Annotated in this window: 13 protein-coding genes and 2 tRNA genes; 5 read left to right on the top strand and 10 right to left on the bottom strand. The window is 59.9% G+C overall.

What is annotated here, in order from left to right; genetic code table 11:
* Nucleotides 1-58 precede the first annotated feature (58 nt).
* Together relA and VCB98_RS00070 are read left to right on the top strand one after the other, a co-directional pair.
* Entirely contained in the window at nucleotides 59-2,209 is a 2,151-nt protein-coding gene (gene relA / locus VCB98_RS00075) for a GTP diphosphokinase (protein ID WP_346049192.1), read from the top strand.
* 161 nt (nucleotides 2,210-2,370) lie between these two features.
* On the top strand, nucleotides 2,371-3,150 hold the full coding sequence (locus VCB98_RS00070; RefSeq protein ID WP_346049190.1) for a glucosaminidase domain-containing protein: 780 nt from the start codon (nucleotides 2,371-2,373) through the stop codon (nucleotides 3,148-3,150).
* Nucleotides 3,151-3,208: 58 nt separating this feature from the next.
* On the opposite strand, the gene VCB98_RS00065 is transcribed toward VCB98_RS00070, so the two are convergent.
* From VCB98_RS00065 to VCB98_RS00025, 9 genes are all read right to left on the bottom strand, one after another.
* Nucleotides 3,209-4,243, bottom strand: a complete 1,035-nt coding sequence (locus tag VCB98_RS00065) for a polysaccharide deacetylase family protein (RefSeq protein ID WP_346049188.1) — start codon at nucleotides 4,241-4,243, stop codon at nucleotides 3,209-3,211.
* A 255-nt stretch (nucleotides 4,244-4,498) separates the two neighbouring features.
* Complete coding sequence (lpdA, locus tag VCB98_RS00060) at nucleotides 4,499-5,929, bottom strand: dihydrolipoyl dehydrogenase (RefSeq protein WP_346049186.1); 1,431 nt, start codon at nucleotides 5,927-5,929, stop codon at nucleotides 4,499-4,501.
* A gap of 84 nt (nucleotides 5,930-6,013) precedes the next feature.
* On the bottom strand, nucleotides 6,014-7,258 hold the full coding sequence (odhB, locus tag VCB98_RS00055) for a 2-oxoglutarate dehydrogenase complex dihydrolipoyllysine-residue succinyltransferase (protein ID WP_346049184.1): 1,245 nt from the start codon (nucleotides 7,256-7,258) through the stop codon (nucleotides 6,014-6,016).
* The gene (locus tag VCB98_RS00050) at nucleotides 7,255-10,200 is read right to left on the bottom strand and encodes a 2-oxoglutarate dehydrogenase E1 component (RefSeq protein ID WP_346049182.1); all 2,946 of its coding nucleotides are present in this window, start codon (nucleotides 10,198-10,200) and stop codon (nucleotides 7,255-7,257) included. The genes odhB and VCB98_RS00050 overlap by 4 nt, the downstream gene beginning before the upstream one ends.
* A 538-nt stretch (nucleotides 10,201-10,738) precedes the next feature.
* Nucleotides 10,739-10,815 (bottom strand) — tRNA-Arg (locus VCB98_RS00045).
* Between the two features lie 313 nt (nucleotides 10,816-11,128).
* Nucleotides 11,129-11,204 (bottom strand) — tRNA-Ala (locus VCB98_RS00040).
* A gap of 33 nt (nucleotides 11,205-11,237) precedes the next feature.
* Nucleotides 11,238-11,741: a GNAT family N-acetyltransferase gene (locus VCB98_RS00035; protein ID WP_346049180.1), complete on the bottom strand. Its 504-nt coding sequence runs from the start codon at nucleotides 11,739-11,741 to the stop codon at nucleotides 11,238-11,240.
* Nucleotides 11,741-12,268, bottom strand: coding sequence for an acyl-CoA thioesterase (locus tag VCB98_RS00030; protein ID WP_346049178.1), 528 nt, complete (start codon nucleotides 12,266-12,268; stop codon nucleotides 11,741-11,743). Before VCB98_RS00030 ends, VCB98_RS00035 begins: the two co-directional genes overlap by 1 nt.
* Nucleotides 12,265-12,663 (bottom strand): secondary thiamine-phosphate synthase enzyme YjbQ, encoded by a 399-nt coding sequence (locus VCB98_RS00025; protein ID WP_346049567.1) that lies wholly within the window; start codon nucleotides 12,661-12,663, stop codon nucleotides 12,265-12,267. The genes VCB98_RS00030 and VCB98_RS00025 overlap by 4 nt, the downstream gene beginning before the upstream one ends.
* Nucleotides 12,664-12,872: 209 nt before the next feature.
* Here VCB98_RS00025 and VCB98_RS00020 point away from each other — a divergent pair, with 209 nt between their 5' ends.
* A complete protein-coding gene (locus VCB98_RS00020; protein WP_346049176.1) occupies nucleotides 12,873-13,106 on the top strand; it encodes a hypothetical protein in 234 nt (77 codons plus the stop codon).
* 11 nt (nucleotides 13,107-13,117) lie between these two features.
* Nucleotides 13,118-13,699: a hypothetical protein gene (locus tag VCB98_RS00015; protein ID WP_346049174.1), complete on the top strand. Its 582-nt coding sequence runs from the start codon at nucleotides 13,118-13,120 to the stop codon at nucleotides 13,697-13,699.
* A gap of 90 nt (nucleotides 13,700-13,789) precedes the next feature.
* Here the strand turns inward: VCB98_RS00015 and VCB98_RS00010 are convergent, their stop codons facing one another.
* On the bottom strand, nucleotides 13,790-15,922 hold the full coding sequence (locus VCB98_RS00010; protein WP_346049172.1) for a dihydrolipoyl dehydrogenase family protein: 2,133 nt from the start codon (nucleotides 15,920-15,922) through the stop codon (nucleotides 13,790-13,792).
* A 114-nt stretch (nucleotides 15,923-16,036) separates the two neighbouring features.
* Here VCB98_RS00010 and arsS point away from each other — a divergent pair.
* The coding region (gene arsS / locus VCB98_RS00005; protein ID WP_346049170.1) for an arsenosugar biosynthesis radical SAM (seleno)protein ArsS at nucleotides 16,037-16,764 on the top strand (728 nt) is incomplete at its 3' end.

The following is a 16,764-nucleotide window of genomic DNA, read 5'->3' as shown; positions in this document are numbered from 1 at the left end:
CGTATGATAACGGTTTTGAAGGGATATGGCAGCGACAGCACCAGGAGCAAAGCGTGGCATGAAACCACAAGCCCCCAGTCGGGCGGAACAGCAGCCGTCCCTGCTTCAGGCCAGGTCCCCTCACGGGGAGGCAGAGCGCGATCAGGCCGCCGCCCTGCTGGACCCGCTGGACCCGTCGGCGACCGCCCGCTCCCGGGGCGTTGCCGCCATTGTCGCCGATCTGGGGATGGATCCGGCCCTGGAGGGCGCGGCGCTCCTTTTCCCGGCCGTGGAAGCCGGGCAACTGTCCCTGGAAGAACTTCGTGCGTCCTTCTCCACCGATGTGATCACACTGGTGGAGGACATGCAGCGTATTCCCCGCTTCAGCGATCTGGGCCGGGCCGAACCCGGCCAGCTACTGTCCCGCACTCAGTCCGAGGCCCTGCGCCAGATGCTGCTGGCCATGGCCCGGGATATTCGGGTGGTGGTGCTGCGCCTGGCCGATCAGCTTTACACCATGCGCAGCCTGCGCCACGCCGGCCGCGAGGAACAGAAGGCTGAAGCCATTGCCACGCGCGAGCTTTACGCGCCGCTCGCCAACCGGCTTGGGATCTGGCAACTGAAATGGGAGCTGGAAGACCTGGCCCTGCGTTTTCTGGAACCCAACAGCTACCACCGAATCGCCCGCGCTCTGCGGGAAACCCGCCGTGACCGGGAAGCCTATATCGACCGTGTTGTCGCCCGCATTCAGGAGGAAATGCGGGCGGCCGGGATTCGAGCGGATGTCTACGGACGCCCCAAGCACATCTTCAGTATATGGAAGAAGATGCAACGCAAGGGGCTTGCCTTCGAAAATCTCTTCGACGTGCGGGCGGTGCGCATCCTGGTCGACACGGTCCCTCAATGCTATGCCGCCCTGGGTGTGATCCATGGCCTCTGGCACCACATACCCCATGAGTTCGACGATTACATTGCCAATCCCAAGGAAAACAACTACCAGTCCTTGCATACGGCGGTATTCGGGCCGGAGGACAAACCGGTCGAGGTCCAGATCCGCACCTGGGAGATGCATCGGCATGCAGAGTTGGGTGTGGCCGCCCACTGGCGCTACAAGGAAGGGGGTGGGAGCAAGGACCCGGCCCTGGAAGAGCGCATTGCCTGGTTGCGCCATTTGCTGGAACCGGGTGAGCCCGATGATGGCGACGACGAATTACTGGATCGCTTCAAGTCCGAGGTGTTCGAAGACCGCATCTACACCCTCACTCCGGACGGCGACATCATCGATCTCCCCGCCCACTCTACTCCCTTGGACTTCGCCTATCGGGTTCACACCCAGGTGGGACATCGTTGCCGAGGTGCCAAGATCAATGGCCGCATCGTCAGCCTCAACCACGAACTGAAAAACGGCGACAGAGTGGAAATCCTCACCGGCAAGAATGCCCGGCCCAGTCGGGACTGGCTGGTTCCCCAGCTGGGCTTTGTGGCCAGCAACCGAGCAAGGGCCAAGATACGCCACTGGTTCCGGACCCAGAACCAGGAGAGCCATCTGGAACAGGGGCGCCAGGTGGTGGAGCGGGAAGCCGCCAGGCTCGGTCTGACGACACCGGCCTGGGAAGAACTGGCAAATGAGTTCAAGCTTCAGACGGGCGATGAGTTCCTCAAGGCCGTTGGTCGCGGCGACATTACTGGCGATCAGGTAGGCCAACGTCTCGGGCGACGCCTTGAGCGTGAACGACCCACGCAAGATCAGGTCAAGACGCGGCCGAGCAAGGCATCCCAGGGCGGCGTGCGGGTTCGCGGTATCGGCGACCTGGCCACCACCATGGCCCGCTGCTGCAGCCCGGTGCCGGGTGACCCCATCGTCGGTTTCATTACCCGTGGACGCGGCGTGAGTATTCACCGACAGGACTGTGGCAATATGCTACGCCTTGCTGATGATCAGCAGGAACGACTGATAGAGGTCGACTGGGATCAGGGCGAAGGTCAGGGATATGCCACCGAATTGCTGGTGGAAGCCTGGGATCGGCAGGGCCTGCTGCGTGATATAACCACTCTACTGGGCAATGATGGGGTCAACATCACCCATGTTTCCACCCGCACGGATCCGGCTAATAACATTGCCCAGATTCAGCTCACCGTGGAACTGGCCAACCTGGATCAACTGAGCCAGACACTACAACGCCTCGTACAGTTACCGAACATCACCGAGGCAAGACGGGTCAGCCAATAAAGCGCAGAAAAGGTAATACCATGCTTTCAGGAAAGGATATTGCAACCAGAACCCTAATTCCGGCCATTCCACTGCTCACTGCAGTGGCCATCGTCCTTTGCCTGCAGGGGGCAGCGGAGGATCACCCGGTACCGCAGAGACCTGAGCTGCGCAGCATAAGCGTGGACTCACCCCAGGCGCTGGATCAGGCACTGCAGGAATACGGCTTTCAATGGCCGCCGGAGCAAAGAGTCCCGGCCGTGGCAGTGGAAAGCTTTCCGACCGGCATGGCGGAGCAGGAGGTTAACCTTCGCAAGTCTCTGTTCTTCCGAAGCCTCCTGCCACTGATTCTGGCGGAGAACGAAAAAATTCTTGCCAAGCGTGAAGAGTTGACATCCATACACGAGAAACTGGAGCGAGACTCGGACGCCGAGCTAAGCGACGAAGAAAGAACATTGGTTGACCACCTGCAGCAGCGCTTTCGCGTCGAGGGGGATATCCGGGACATCGCTGTTCGTGACAAGCTCTTCCGTCGCATTGATGTCATTCCGCCCTCCCTGGCGCTGTCACAGGCGGCCAATGAAAGTGGCTGGGGCACCTCTCGCTTCACCCGGGAGGCCAATAATCTGTTCGGGGAATGGACCTGGAACGAAGAGGTCGGTCTGGTGCCCCAGCAGCGCCGGGAAGGGGCTACTCATTTCGTGCGGGTGTTCCCGGACCTCCACGCCTCGGTTCGCTCCTATATCCACAATCTCAACATAGGACACGCCTATACGCTGCTCCGCCAGCTGCGAGCGGAGGCACGGCAAGCCGGTCGCACGGCAACCGGAATGGAACTCGCTCAAGGACTGGAGCGCTATTCCGAGCGAGGGCAGGACTACATACGCGAAGTGAGGTCCATGATCCTGCAGAACGACCTGCATGAATTGCCGGAAGAGCTTGAACTGGTCAGTGAGCCCTGATCAAGCGGGCCCGGGCAATGTCCACGAGGGCATTGCCCGGACCCTGGCTGTCGCAATCTCAACGCCGCCCACGGACCCATTGGAAGCTATACCAATGGAAGCCCCCCTCACGTGCCGGGGCGGTGCAGTTATAGCGACTGCGCCCCTCAGCCAGGGGCGCATCCGCCTGCACCGAGAGAATGCGAGGGCTGTCTGAAACCCATTCCATCTCCACCCCCCGACCAGAGGCAAAGCAGTTAATGCGGTCCAGGGCAATCTCGGTCTCCGCAAACTCCAATCTCAGTTGTGGTGGATTCTGCTCATCAATGGCGGTGGGGTCATCCGGCGTAATGGAGACGACCGGCAGTGGTCGGGTATTCACCCGCAGCCGGAAATCGTCTGGGTCGGCATAGTTCTCGGCCATGGCGAATCGTGGCAGCGCCAGCTTGTCTGAATAATGCCCCACCGGCCCGGAATGCTGACCAAAGGCCACATAGCCCATTTCCTCCACCAGCTCCTGCAGTGCCCGGTCGTACTCGCCGTAAGGATAGGCATGCAATTTGGGATCATCAGGCACATGCCCTGAAAGCTCTTCCTGAAGCCGTCTTTCCGCCTTCTCAATATCGGCTTTCACTCGGGCCCGCCAATCTTCCTCGCTCTCTCCATCACGGCGTGCCACCAGGTAATCATGGGTGGCGGAATGATTGGCAAAACGAGCCTCACTATTCTCGGCCATTTCCCGCATCTGGTCCCAACTCATGTAACTGCCGCCAGAATCGGCACCGTCGCTGTTGACGAACACGGTGTACGGCCACCCCCTCTCCTTGAACAAGGGATAGGCTTCCTCGTAAATCGAGCGATAGGCGTCGTCAATGGTGATGGCCACCGTCCGCGGCGGGAATGTCTTGCCGTCACGCAGATAGCGCACAACCCGCTCCACTGGCCAAATATTGAACTCCTCTTCTTCCAGGTATTTCAGGTGCTGCTTGAATTGCTCCATCCGAACACTGGTTGAGGGATAGCGGTCCTCACCGAAACGGTGATACATCAGAACAACCGCACCGCTTTCATCACCTGACGCGTCTGTTGCGCTGGGCTCTACGGCCTGATCCACCGCCTCCTGCTCCTGCTTCTCTGCGCCACTTCCACTCTCGGAACAAGCAATAGTTACAGACAAAGCGGCAACAAGCACAGCCAGCCAACTCATGCGAAACAATGACATTTACCTACCCCCATGGATACGAATGTGGTCTTGCCAGGATTCCCGAGCACTTGTCTTCTACAAGAGCGACGGCACTCAAGTAAGTTCCGCTGCCCACAAAAAAGGGCGCCGGAAGCGCCCTTTTTTGTGCAGTCAAGCATACGCTATTCAGCGATTGACGCCGTGCAGCGCTTTTCCATCCACCGCCAGGGCGGCTTCGTGGATGACTTCCCCCAGGGCCGGGTGGGCGTGAATGGTGAGCTGGATATCCTCGGCACTGGCTCGGAACTCCATTGCCAGCACAGCTTCGGCAATCAGCTCGGAAGCCATGGGACCAACGATGTGAACCCCCAGCACCTCATCACTGTCCTTGTGGGCAAGCATCTTGACCATGCCGGCGGCCTGATTCATGGCCTGAGCACGGCCATTGGCGGCAAAGCCGAAGCTGCCCACCTTGTACGGCACCTTCTCGGCCTTGAGCTCCTCTTCGGTCTTTCCAACCCACGCCACTTCCGGCGCGGTGTAGATGATCGAGGGGATACACTCGTGGCTCATCTCGGCCGTCTTGCCGGCGATCAGGTCGGCCACCACCACCCCTTCTTCGGAGGCCTTGTGAGCCAGCATGGGCCCCGGCGCGCAGTCGCCCACGGCCCAGACATTCTTCACTGAGGTCCGGTTCTGCTTGTCTACCTTGACGAAACCCCGGTCATCGGTATCCACCTTCACGTCGTCACCGAACAAGCCGTCGGTGTAGGGGCGGCGGCCCACCGAAATCAGCAGTTTATCGAAGGTGGCTTCGTGCTTGCCGCTCTTGTCCTCGTAAACCACCTTGACGTCATTCTTGCCAGCCTTGGCTTCGACCAGCTTGGCACCCAGCTTGATATCCAGGCCCTGCTTCTTGAACTGGCGCTGGGCGTCCTTGGCGATCTGCTGGTCAGCCATGAACAGGAACTTGTCCTGAGCCTCGATCATGGTGACTTCCGAACCCAGACGGCTCCAGACACTGCCCAACTCAAGACCAATCACGCCGGCACCGATGACACCCAGGCGCTTGGGCACCTGTTCAAACTCCAGGGCATCCCAGGAGTCCACGATGCGCTTGCCATCGAATTTGGCAAAAGGCAACTCCACAGGCGTTGACCCCGTGGCCAGGATCACATGCTTGGCTTCCAGGGTTTCCTTCTTGCCTCCCCCATGGGCGGTGACCTCAACCTTGTTGCCCTTGAGGAGCTTGCCGGTTCCGGCAATGCCATCCACCTTGTTCGCCTTGAACAGTTGAGCAATGCCGCCGGTGAACTGCTTCACGATCCCAGCCTTGCGCTTCAGCATCGCATCCAAGTCCAACTCCGGCTTGGAGAGTTTGATCCCGTGCTCGGAGAACTCATGACCCGCACGGTGATACAGCTCTGAAGACTCCAGCACCGCCTTGGAGGGGATACAACCGGCATTGAGGCAGGTCCCACCGAAGGCGTGGGAACCATCCCGGTTCTCCCAGTTATCCACGCAGGCAGTCTTGAGTCCGTTCTGAGCGGCGCGAATCGCTGCCACATAGCCACCCGGGCCACCACCAATCACCACAACATCATAGGACTTGCTCATTGAAAATCCCCTGAGAAAGTTTTAAAGAATTCGAAGGCTGCAAGAAAAGCCCCGGCCCAGACGGGCCGGGACCTGATCCTTGATTCAGACCTGGAGCATCAGACGAGCCGGATCTTCCAGGCTCTCCTTGATGGACACCAGGAACTGGACCGCATCCTTGCCATCAATGATGCGGTGGTCATAGGTCAAGGCAATGTACATCATGGAACGGGCCTTGATCTCACCATCCACCACCATGGGCCGCTCCTGGATCTTGTGCATGCCCAGGATGGCACTCTGGGGCGGATTGATAATGGGCGTGGAGATCAGCGAGCCGAATACACCACCATTGGTGATGGTGAAGGTGCCGCCCTGCAAATCGTCCATTCCCAGACCGCCTTTGCGGGCCTTCTGGGCATAGGCGGCAATATCGCCTTCAATCTGCGCAAAGCCTTTCTGGTCACAGTCACGCACCACCGGAACCACCAGCCCCTTGTCACTGGATACGGCAATACCGATATCCCAGTAGTCATGGTAGATGACATCCTTGCCTTCCACGGAAGCATTGATAATGGGGTGCTTCTTGAGCGCCTCGACAGCCGCCTTGACGAAAAAGGACATGAAACCAAGGCGTACGCCATGCTCCTTCTCGAAGCTTTCCTTGTAACGCTTGCGAAGGGCCATGACTTCGGTCAGGTCCACCTCATTGAATGAGGTGAGCATGGCGGCATTTGACTGTGACTCCACCATCCGCTCGGCAATACGGGCACGCATGCGGCTCATGGGAACCCGCCGGTCTTCCCGGGCGCCGCTGATCACCCCTTGAGGACCGGCAGGCTTCTCGCTGGCTTCAGCAGCGGGCTTCTTGTCGGCCTTCTTGTCGCCACCCTGTTCGATATAGGCCATGACGTCCGCCTTGGTAAGGCGACCACCCTTGCCGCTGCCTTCAATATCAGACGGTTCCAGGTCATGCTCTTCCACCAACCGGCGCACGGAGGGAGACAGTCGATCAGCAGCGGACTTATCCTCATCACCCCCGCTCTTGGCGGCCTTCTCGGCCTTGTCGTCACCCGTATCCTTGGCCTCTTCCTTGCTGGCACCCGCCGCGGCTTCGGCACCTTCTTCTACTATGGCAATCACGTCCCCACTGGTGACAGTGCCTTCCTCGACCTTGATTTCCTTAAGCACACCGTCGGCCGGTGCGGGAACTTCCAGCACCACCTTGTCGGTTTCCAGGTCGGCCAGGTTTTCGTCACGCTTGATGGCATCGCCTGCCTGCTTGTGCCAGGCAACCAGCGTGGCGTCGGAAACGGATTCCGGTAGTTGGGGTACTTTTACTTCAGTGCTCATGCTTTCTCCGAGGTTTTCTTATTACTGGATTTCTTGCCCGTGTTCTTGGCGCCCGTCTTCTTGCCGGCAGCCTTCTTCTTTCCAGCCTTCTTCTTGCCGCCGCCCGAAGCGGTGGTGCCACCGGCAGACAGAGCAGACTCGATCACGGCCTTCTGCTGCTTAACGTGCAGCTTGAAATAACCGGCCGCGGTGGAAGCCGCCGTGGCACGGCCCACATAACGCAGACTATGCTCTTCGGTGAGCGGCGCCTGCAAGCGATGACGGATGTTGTACCAGGCACCCTGATTCTTCGGCTCTTCCTGACACCAGACGATTTCACGGGCGTTGGGATAGGTCTTGATTGCTTCCCGATAAGCTTTCTGCGGGAAGGGGTAGAGCTGTTCCAGACGAATCAGGGCGACATCATCGATCTCGTCGCGGCGTCTGGCCTCCAGCAGATCGTAGTAGACCTTGCCGGAGCAGAAGACAATCCGCCGAACCTTGTCGCGATCCAGCTCATCCACTTCCGGAATTACGGTGTGGAAGCGGCCCTTCTCCAGGTCACTGAGTGGCGAGGTGGACAGCTTGTGTCGAAGCAGGCTCTTGGGGGTCAGCACAATCAACGGTTTACGGAACTTGCGCACCATCTGCCGGCGCAGCATGTGGAACATCTGTGCGGGCGTGGACGGGACGCAGACCTGCATGTTGTGCTGGCCACAAAGCTGCAGATAACGCTCAAGGCGGGCGGAGGAATGCTCGGGCCCCTGCCCTTCATAACCATGAGGCAGGAACAGGGTCAGGCCGCAATAACGGCCCCACTTGGCTTCACCGGAGCTGAGGAACTGATCAATGATGACCTGCGCACCATTGGCAAAGTCACCGAATTGGGCTTCCCAAATGACCAGCGTGTCCGGGTTGGTGGTGGAATAACCGTACTCAAAACCCACCACCCCCTGCTCGGAAAGCAGGGAGTCATAGACATAGAAGGGTTGCTGATCGTCACTCAGGTGCTGAAGCGGAATGAACTCGGCATTGTCTTCCTGGTTGTAGACCCGCGCATGGCGGTGGAAGAAAGTGCCGCGGCCACTGTCCTGGCCGGCGATGCGAACCGAATAACCTTCGGTGAGCAGGCTGGCATGGGCCATGGTCTCGGCAAAACCCCAATCCATGGGTATCTTGCTCTGCCCCATTTTCTTGCGGTCATCGATGATCCGCTGGACCCGGCTGTGCAACTTGTAATCATCGGGAACCGTGGTGATTCCCTCCACCAGTTGCTGAACTCGATCCCCGTCGATAGTGGTATCCACCGGCTCATCCCAGTCTTTCAGGTTGAACTCGCTCCAATCGACGGTGTACTCATTGCCGATCATGCCCTGGCTCTTGGGCGCCACCATGCGGCCGGCATCCAGGTCGTCGCGATATTCATCCAGCAGTTTCTGAGGATCTTCCTCACTCACCACACCGGCCTCAACCAGGTTCTCGGCATAGATCTCCCGGGCCGTGGGATGGGAGCGGATCACCGAGTACATACCAGGCTGGGTCACTGCCGGCTCATCTGCCTCGTTATGACCATGGCGGCGATAGCAGATCAGATCGATCATCACGTCCTTGTGGAAGCGCTGCCGATAGGCCAGGGCCAGGCGGGTGGCAAAAATGACCGCCTCCGGGTGATCCGCGTTGACGTGAAGAATCGGCGTCTCGATCATCTTGGCCACATCAGTGGCATAGGGCGTGGAACGGGCATCGCGGGGATTACTGGTGGTAAAGCCCACCTGGTTGTTGACGGTAATGTGCACGGTGCCGCCAGTGTAGAAGCCCCGGGTCTGGGACATCTGCAGGGTTTCCTGAACGATACCCTGACCCGCAAAGGAAGCATCACCGTGGATCAGAACCGGCATGACGGTCTTGCCGTCCTTGTCACCACGGCGGTCCTGGCGGGCACGAACCGAGCCCTCGACCACCGGATTCACGAACTCCAGGTGGGAAGGGTTGAATGCCAGGGCCACGTGGACATTGCCACCGGGTGTCTCCAGATCCGAGGAGAAGCCCATGTGATACTTCACGTCGCCGGAGCGGTCTTCCATATCATCGTCATAGATGCCCTCGAACTCGGAAAACAATTCCTCCGGGCTCTTGCCAAGGACATTGATGAGCACGTTGATACGACCGCGGTGCGCCATGCCCACGACGATTTCATCCAGACCGTCCTTGCCCCCCTGCTGGATCAGGTCATCCAGGAGCGGGATCATGGTCTCGCCGCCTTCCAGAGAGAATCGCTTCTGGCCGACGTACTTCTTGTGCAGGTAGCGCTCGATGCCTTCGGCACCGGTGAGCTGGCGCAGTAGCAGCCGTTTTTCGTCATCATCCAGCAGGGCATCCACCTGGCGGCGCTCAAACTGCTCCTGCAGCCAACGCCGTTCCTCCGGATCGGTGACGTGCATGTACTCGAAACCAATGGGCCCCGTGTACAGGCGCTCGAGCTGGGCAATGATATCCCGCAGCTTCATGAAGTCCTTGGCGAACAGGCCCATGGTGGAGAATTCAGTGTCCATGTCCGAATCGGACAGCCCGTGAAAGGCCGGCTGCAATTCGTCCAGTTCCGGCTTCTCCCGCAGGCCCAGGGGATCAATGTCAGCCACCCGGTGCCCACGGCCACGATAGGCCTGGATCATCCTGGCGACACCGGCCTGTTTTTCTGCCAGCCTGGGATCAAAGCCGGAACTGCCGGCAGCCGCCACGCGGGGAGCACGGGCTCGCTCGGCCATTTCATCGACAATGGGCCCATGGGCGACATCGGCGCCACTGCCGCCCTGGCCATCCAGGAAGCCGCGGAAGTAATTCCGCCATTCATCCGGCACTTCGCCGGGATCTTCCAGGTATTTTTCGTAAATTTCGAGAATAAAGGGTGCATTTGCACCAAAAAGGTGCGAAGTCGCGTACTTCTGCTCGAGAGTTTCACTCATCGGTATCAGTCACCAACTCGGTTGGAGAGGCTTGAGAACGGGCGACGGATAGAGGATCCGTGCCGGAAAGGGGATTGCTGCGGGCATGGGCGACAACCGGGCCATAAGGACCCGTCCGGTAAGTAGCCGGGAAGCGTGGTGGACCGCATCCTGGGTGCCGCTCCAAGTGAATTCGCAACGGCGGTATAGTGTATCGGATTCGGCGCCGGGAAGAAACCGCTGGGCGGGCAAAATGTCAGCGGGAATCCGTATTTGCGCGGTGGTTTCGGGCAGTAAGGCGGGAATGCGAATGCTGCCATCGAGGCTGGCCGGGAGCCCCTACCGGAACACGCGGGCCAAGCCCTGTAAAGAAAAATGGCGCCCCGGGCAGGAGTCGACAAATTGCCGGGAGCCATTTGACATTCACGGGCGGAGCCCGTGAACCCGGAGGGCGACGCACAGGGAAGTGCGTCGTGCCTCCTGCGCGCAGGTTCGCACGCCTGCGGTCCCAGAGCGTCAGTTGCAGCCGGGACGGTTTGAAGGCCGGTCGTTGGGAAAATGGCGCCCCGGGCAGGAGTCGAACCTGCGACCTGCCGCTTAGGAGGCGGCTGCTCTATCCTGCTGAGCTACCGGGGCTTTCGGTCTGGCGATGGGGCGGGACCATTCTACGGATTTCTCTTTGTCTGGGCCACTGGCTCGTTATCTGTCGGGCTCGATTGGGGATAGTGCCCTTCGATGACGAGGGACGCTTTTGATCGCGAATAAATTCACTCCCACGGTGCCACTAGCGTATGCCGAAGCCGCCGTAGGAGCGGATTCATCCGCGATTTCAGCCCCTGAATCGAAGGCAATCTGCCCATCACTTTGAATGCGCCAACAGCAAGCACGGCCCAGGTGCCCCCCCCATTTCAGGCACAAAAAAACCGGGCATCGCCCGGTTTTTAGATATTGGTGGAGCCGAGGGGAGTCGAACCCCTGACCTCAGCAGTGCGATTGCTGCGCTCTCCCAACTGAGCTACGGCCCCGATTTGCGCGGAATTCTATCACCGGCGCCCCACTCAGTCATCCTTTTCAGCCGCACGGCTTTCCCGGTCGGGCTCGGAGAAATCCAGTTCCAGCATCCGATAGGGTGCGTCCGAAAGCCCCAGGGAGAGATAGGTTTCAATGGCCTTGCGGTTCTCCGGCTCCACATAAAGACGCAGACCGGTGCACCCCGGATCCTCCAGGGCCATGGCTTCCACATGATGGTACAGGGCACGAAAGACGCCACTGCGACGATGGCTCTCCCTGACGTAGACACTCTGAATCCACCAGAAAAACCCGTTCCGCCAATCACTCCACTCATAAGTGAGCCCGATCTGGCCCACGACCTGCCCCGCCTGCCCGGCCAGGAAATAGCAGCCCCGGCCCGGATCAGCCAGCACAGCGCGAACCCCGGACTGGACCAGAGCGGCATCCAGCTCCAGCCCCTCCGATTCCATGGCCAGGGCACGATTGAATTCGGCGATCACGGCCTCATCAGCCGGTTTGGCACGACGAACCTGGATTGCATCATCGGACATCACACCTGCTCCTTGACGGCATCTTCTGCCTCCACCCACCGCTGCACCGTTTCCGGCATCTCAGGCGCCGGATGCGCCCGCCCCGTCACCTTCTCAAAGATATCAGATGGTGGCACATGACCACCCGAGACGCGCATGCAGCCCTTGAGCAGGGCCACGGAAACGGTTCGGTCCCCCTGGACCAGTTTCTGCTCCAGGAAAAACCATTTCTCATCCCAGCATAGAACACGTGTCTCCAGCCGGAAGCGCTGAAAGGGCAGCAGCGGCTTACGGAAACGGATCATGGCGGAAGCGGCGATGGGCATCCAGCGTTCCCGGAGGAGCAGTCGCCCCATGCCGGTCCGGATCATCAGGTCGAGCCGCCCCAGATCCATCAGGGTCAGATAGCGGCCGTTGTTCATGTGCATGTTCACATCAAGATCGTGGGGCCAGACCCGGAAATGAACCACCGACAGGCCCAGGGGATCCAGTTTGCGCCCCAACAGGGCCCGGATGATCACCCGAATCATTCGAAACCAGAGATTCATGCGCCCCCCGCCTCCCCCATGACCGTCACCACCACCCGACGGTCATGGCTGCCGCTGCGGTGCTCGTAGAGGAAAACCCCCTGCCAGGTCCCGGTCAGCAAACGACCGCCCGTCACCGGCAGACTGAGACCGGACTGGGTCAACATGCTGCGAACATGGGCCGGCATGTCATCCGGACCCTCGGCGTCATGGCGAAACATGGGATCGCCATCGGGAACCAGACGGGAAAGGAATCGCTCCATGTCGTCGCGCACCTCCGGATCGGCATTCTCGCAGATCACCAGAGAGGCGCTGGTATGACGACAGAAGACGTGACACAGACCAGTGCCCACTCCACTGTCTGATACCACCGCGGCAATGTCGGCCGTGATATCGCGGGTGCCGCGCCCGGGCATGGGGAAATTGAGTTCCTTCTGAAGCAAGACTGTCTCCTCGGGTCGGGTTTCCCACCATGATAATATGCCCGGCCACCGGAGACCCATTGCCTGATAGCGTCATTTTTTTCTTTAAAGGGCCTTTCCTTCCGCGCCGCGAAGCTATATAAATGCTGCGCCCCGATTTGCCCGAATTCGAGGGCGTTGCAAATCAGGAGGAAGGCTGCGGCATGGCCGGAAAGAACAAGAAACTGGACGACAACGATTTCGATGACGAAATGGACCTGGAGGAGGCAGGCGAGCTGGAAAAGCTGTTCGCCGCCACGGCACCGGCCAATCGGCCGCCGGCCCCCAATCACAGTCAGCGAAAGAGCCAGTGGCGATCCGTCGAGGAATACATGGAGGCGCGTCGCTTGCAGGACGAGCTGGCAGACGATTACCTTCAGGATGACGAAGATGAATAAAGGACCGCTAAATGAGCCCTGCCCGCGCCAGCCTGCTGACCCTGTTGCTAGCCCCTGTCACTGCTCTTGGCTCCGATCTGGACTTCTCCACTGATTTCCTGGATGCCCAGTACAGCCGTATTGACCCGGACAGCGCGGATGCCATCACCGGCACCAGCAGCCGTCTCAGCCTGACGGTGAGCCCGGGCAGCTGGCTGATTCTCGAACGGGAAATGCTGAGCCGGGACAATCAGGATCTTCCCGGGCGAGTGGCGGTGGAATACAACGCATTGCTGGTCGGCGCGGGCGGCATGATCACTGATCGGGGCATGTGGTACCTGGAAGGTGGTCCGGTAACCGCCCGGGTCAGTCTGCAGGACACCCGTCGCTCTGTGAGTATGGCGGCGGGCATTCGAACCCGGATCAGCCCCCGCTTCGAGCTTGGTGGCGGTCCCCGGGTCGGCGGTGTCAGTCGCCTGGACCCGGAGTCCGGCGAAGCACTGATGCAGATCCACGGCGTTTTCGAGCTCTCGGATCAGGTTGCCATCTCCGGCAGTTATGATTACCACGGAGATGACCGGCAGTGGCGACTGGGAGCACGCCTAACCTGGTGATGCCCGCCGCCTGACCGGAAAAAGGAAGGGGCAAGGGCCGGCCGGTAGCCGGTCGCTTGCCCATTTACCTTGCCTCACACCGACCTGGCATTACCTCTGCCAGGCAAAGAACTTCTCCATCCAGGCCAATACTCCCTGCGGTGCATTGGCCTTCTTCCAATTACCCGCGGCAAACTTGTTGGCCTCACCCAGGGTGGGATAGGGGTAAATGGTCGAGAGCAGCTTGTTCAGGCCGATACCGTTCTTCATGGCAATGGTGAACTGGCTGATCAGCTCCCCTGCCTGAGGCCCGACAATAGTGACACCCAGCACCCGATCCTTGCCCGGCGGGGTAAGCACCTTGATGAAGCCCTCATTGCTCTCATCCGCCACGGCCCGGTCCAGGCCGGAGAAATCGTAGGTGGTGAGCTCGTAATCCACACCCCGGTCCCTGGCATCGCGCTCGTTGAGGCCCAGGCGGGCCACCTGGGGGTCGGTATAGGTCGCCCAGGGCAGGAATCGGTAATCCACCCGAAAGCGCTTGGCCCAGCCAAACAAGGCGTTGACCGCCGCATGCCAGGCCTGGTGGGAGGCGGCATGGGTAAATTGATAGGGGCCCACCACATCACCGCAGCCGAAGATATTCGGCACCGAAGTGCGCAGATACTCATCGGTTTCCAGACGGCCATCGGGCAGCTTTTTAACGCCAAGGGCGTCGAGTCCAAGACCCTCCGTCACCGCACGGCGGCCGACCGCCACCAGCAACTCATCACCCTCGATGGTGCGGGTCTCGCCACCAACTTCCACGGTCATGCGAAAACCACCGCCCGGCAGGGGCTCGAAGGCAGTGGCCTTGTGATCCAGCAATACCTCCACACCGTCGCGCTCCAACACCTCGCGGGTGAAATTGGCCACATCGCGATCTTCCCGGCCCAGCAGCTGGTCGGTCATTTCCACCTGGGTCACCTTCGACCCCAAACGGGCGAAGGATTGGGACAGCTCACAGCCGATCGGGCCACCCCCCAGCACCACCAGGCGCTCCGGTTTCTTCTTGAGATTCCAGATCGTATCGGTGGTCAGATAATCCACCTGGTCGAGACCGGGGATCGGCGGCACCAGCGGGGCCGAGCCGGTGCTGATGATGATATTCCTTGTCGTCAGACGACGACCGTTGACCTCCACTTCCCAGGGCGAGATCACCCGGCCTTCACCCTGAATCACATCGACCCCCAGGCTTTCAAAGCGCTCCGGCGAATCATGGGGCTCGATGGTCTTGATAACCCGCTGGACCCGGGCCATGACATCGTTGAAGTCGAAATCCACACTGGCCTCGCGAAAGCCCAGCTTGTCGGCCTTGTCCACCTGGGCCTTGAAGGTTGCTGAACGGATCAGTGCCTTCGATGGCACACAGCCGGTATTCAGGCAGTCACCACCCATGCGGTCCCGCTCGATCAGGCTGACTTTGGACTTGACCGTCGCGGCAATCAATGCGGCCACCAGACCACCGGAGCCGGCACCAATGACCACCAGATTGCGATCGAACTTTTTGGGCTTTTTCCAGCCCTTGAAAGCCCGGCGGCGCTTGAAGAAGTCCAGCAGCCGCTTGGCGATCAGCGGGAACAGACCCAGCAGGACGAAGGAAGCGATCAGCACCGGCGAGAGGATATCTCCGGGGTTCTCGATGCGTGCCAACTGGGTGCCGGCGTTCACATAGACGAGCGTCCCAGGCAGCATCCCGGCCCAGCTCACCACCAGGAAGGTCAGGGCCTTGATGGGGGTGAGGGCCATGGCGATATTGATGACGAAAAAGGGAAAAATGGGCACCAGTCGCAGAGCGAACAGGTAAAAGGCCCCTTCCCGCTCGATGCCTCTATTAAGGGCACGGAGCCGGTCACCATAGCGCTGCTGGACGGCGTCCCGGAACAAAAAGCGGGCAATGAGAAAGGCCAGGGTGGCGCCCAGGGTAGAGGCCACCGAAACAAGCGCGGTCCCCCACAGCAGACCGAAGAGAAAGCCGGCCGCCAGCGTCATCACCGCCGCCCCGGGAATGGAGAGGGCCACTACGGTCACATAGACCAGGAAAAAGCCCGCCATCATCAGGAATGGGTTGGCGGCCACCAGACCCTCCAGATCGTGCCGCCTATCCTGGAGATAGTCGAAGTCCAGATACTGGCCCAGATCCAGGGCAAAGAAGGTCATGAAAGCGGCCGCCACGGCGGCCAGAATAAGGATTCGCTTGAGCATAATGTTCGGGTCTCGCCCTTGCTGTGGTTTGCGGCAGATGTGCCCCCTGTGACTGTAACAGCAGTGGGAGTGTTACAGTCTTTTCTGTAACTCATGAAAATCCGGGATTAGACAATGCGTGACACACTGCCAAGGCTGGAAGCCATCGACTTCCCCGCCATTCGGCGAGACCGACTGACCACCTTGCAGATGAACCTGGGTTATCTCTGCAACCTCTCTTGTATCCACTGTCATGTGGCGGCTGGCCCCAACCGCAAGGAGCTGATGGACTGGGAAACCATGGAGACTGCTCTGGCCTTCATGGAACGACAGAAAATCGAAACACTGGATGTCACCGGCGGCTCCCCGGAAATGAACCCCCATTTCCGGGCGCTTTTCCGGCACGCCCATGCCATGGGCGTGCAACTCATGGATCGCTGCAATCCCACCATTATCGAGGAGCCGGGTTACGAATGGATTCCCGAATTCCTGGCTGAACACCGGGTCCAGGTGGTGGCTTCCCTGCCCTGCTACCAATCAGATAACGTTGAAAGGCAACGCGGCAGAGGCAGCTTTGACGCCAGTATTGCCGGCCTGCAGAAGCTCAATGAACAGGGCTACGGGGATCCGGACATGGGCCTCGAGCTGGACCTGGTCTATAACCCGGTGGGCGCCCATCTGCCGCCGGATCAGCAGCAACTGGAATCCGACTACCGGGCATTTCTCTGGGAACATTTCGGCCTGCGCTTCAACAAGCTCTTTGCCATTGCCAATATGCCCATCAAGCGCTGGGGCAGCCTGCTGCTATCCACCGGGCAGTTCGATGACTACATGGAAACCCTGCAGACGGCCCACCGCACCGC

This window comes from Natronospira elongata (genome assembly GCF_034931365.1).
GTDB classification, from domain to species: domain Bacteria; phylum Pseudomonadota; class Gammaproteobacteria; order Natronospirales; family Natronospiraceae; genus Natronospira; species Natronospira elongata.
This window is presented reverse-complemented; position numbering and strand designations above follow the sequence as displayed.